This is a genomic window from Microbulbifer variabilis, assembly GCF_020524905.1.
GTDB classification, from domain to species: Bacteria; Pseudomonadota; Gammaproteobacteria; order Pseudomonadales; family Cellvibrionaceae; genus Microbulbifer; species Microbulbifer variabilis_A.
Genome location: NZ_JAIVKI010000071.1, coordinates 1 through 506, shown reverse-complemented (window position 1 = coordinate 506; position 506 = coordinate 1). Strand labels below are relative to the sequence as shown.

General features: G+C 55.7%; 1 protein-coding gene. It reads right to left on the bottom strand.

Annotation, left to right across the window (positions count from 1 at the left end):
* Positions 1 to 506: GTP-binding protein (locus LC073_RS21575; RefSeq protein WP_264190753.1), on the bottom strand; the 506-nt coding region annotated here is incomplete at both ends.

Here is a 506-nt window from a genome sequence, read left to right as displayed (position 1 = left end):
ATTGCACGCTCTGGCTCAGGGATGTACTCGTCCAGGGTTTCAACCAGCTTCTTAACAGCGGTAGTACCCATTTCGTTGTCGTCTTCGCCGTTCAGGGCCATCAGAGCAGAACCAACGATGATCGGAGTGTCGTCACCGGGGAACTCGTACTGGTCGAGAAGTTCGCGAACTTCCATCTCTACCAGCTCGAGCAGCTCTTCGTCGTCTACCATGTCCGCTTTGTTCAGGAATACCACGATGTAAGGTACACCCACCTGACGAGACAGCAGGATGTGCTCACGAGTCTGCGGCATGGGGCCGTCAGCAGCGGAACATACCAGAATAGCGCCGTCCATCTGAGCGGCACCAGTGATCATGTTCTTAACGTAGTCGGCGTGTCCGGGGCAATCTACGTGCGCGTAGTGGCGAACCGGGGACTCGTACTCAACGTGAGAGGTAGCGATGGTGATACCACGCTCACGCTCTTCAGGAGCATTATCGATACCGTCGAAAGCAACGGCGTTACC